General features: G+C 65.5%; 1 protein-coding gene and 2 pseudogenes. 1 reads left to right on the top strand and 2 read right to left on the bottom strand.

Annotated elements, in window-relative coordinates; all coding sequences use genetic code 11:
- Nucleotides 1-637 (top strand): MFS transporter (locus MOV75_RS38505; protein WP_247008056.1); only part of this gene is annotated, 637 nt, incomplete at its 5' end.
- Between the two features lie 21 nt (nt 638-658).
- On the opposite strand, the pseudogene MOV75_RS38500 reads toward MOV75_RS38505, so the two are convergent.
- Nucleotides 659-1044 (bottom strand): annotated as a pseudogene (locus tag MOV75_RS38500) (ester cyclase).
- 54 nt (nt 1045-1098) lie between these two features.
- A pseudogene (locus MOV75_RS38495) lies at nt 1099-1303 on the bottom strand (GNAT family N-acetyltransferase); the annotation flags it as partial.

Raw genomic sequence — 1303 nt, 5'->3', positions numbered from 1 at the left:
CGCGCCGATGGGCGCGGGGGCCGGGCAAGGCGAGATGTCGAGAAGCGAGGCGCTGCGCTCGCCGCAATACCTGATCCTGCTCGCGACCAATTTCTTCTGCTGCGCCACCCATTCCGGTCCGATCATCCACACCGTCAGCTATGCGATCAGCTGCGGCATTCCGCTGGTCGCGGCGGTGACGATCTACAGCATCGAGGGATTTGCCGGCCTTGGCGGTCGCATCGCCTTCGGCCTGATGGGCGACCGGTTCGGCGCCAAGCGCGTGCTGGTCTCGGGCCTGCTGCTCCAGGCGTTCGGTGCGCTCGCCTATGTCTTCGCGCATCAGCTTGCGACCTTCTACGCGGTCGGGGCCGTCTTCGGCTTCATCTATGCGGGCACCATGCCGCTCTACGCCGTTCTCATTCGCGAGAACTTTCCGCTGCGCATGATGGGCACGGTGATCGGCGGCACAGCGATGGCCGGCAGCCTCGGCATGGCCACCGGCCCGCTTGCCGGCGGTCTGATCTACGACGCGTTCTCCAGCTACGCCTGGCTCTACATTGCCTCCTGGGCGATGGGCCTGGGCGCGTTCCTGATGGCGATGACATTCCGCCCCTTCGCGAAGCCGCAAGGGCAAGCGGCGCCGGTCGCGGCGTGAAGTCGAGATCGAGGCGCAGCGTCAGAGCTGCGCCTCGATCGTCGCCTTGTCGATCACCGACCAGACCTGTCGGATCGTTCCATCCTGGAACGCGTAGAACACGTGCTCGGCGAAGGACACGCGCTTCCCGTTGACGGCAAGTCCAAGGAACGAACCGACCGGCGTGCAATCGACTTCAGTCGCGCAGCGATCCCCGGCGGATCCGACATCAGCAGCTCGATGTCGAAGCGCAGATCCGGAATGTCGCGAAAATCCTGCTCCAGCATCGCGCGATAGCCTGACAGACCGCGCGGCCGGGCGTTGTGAGTGACCTCGTCATGCACGTATTGTCCGAGTGCCGCCCAGTCCTGCCGGTTCAGGCAGGCGATGTAGCTGCGGTAGGTGTCGGCGAGACCGCCTCTGGACATATCGAAGCCCTGCGGCTTCGACCCTAACGCACTGACATCGCGAACCGGTCCAGCTTACAGCCGCTTTTCAAAGAACAGGTCCGGATAGGGATCGTCGTTGTAGCGCGAAATCTCGCGCCAGCCCGTGGTGCGGTAGAGCTGGCCGGCCTCGGGCAGGGCGCTGTTGGTGTCGAGCCGCAATAGTGCAATGCCGAGCCCGCGCGCAGCGTCCTCGGTTGCGTCCATCAGGCGCCGACCGAGCCGCAATCCGCGCGCGGCG

It is taken from the genome of Bradyrhizobium sp. PRIMUS42, from assembly GCF_023006515.1.
Taxonomy (GTDB): Bacteria; Pseudomonadota; Alphaproteobacteria; order Rhizobiales; family Xanthobacteraceae; genus Bradyrhizobium.
Note: the sequence above shows the minus strand (reverse complement) of the source record. Positions and strands in the feature narration are given on the sequence as shown.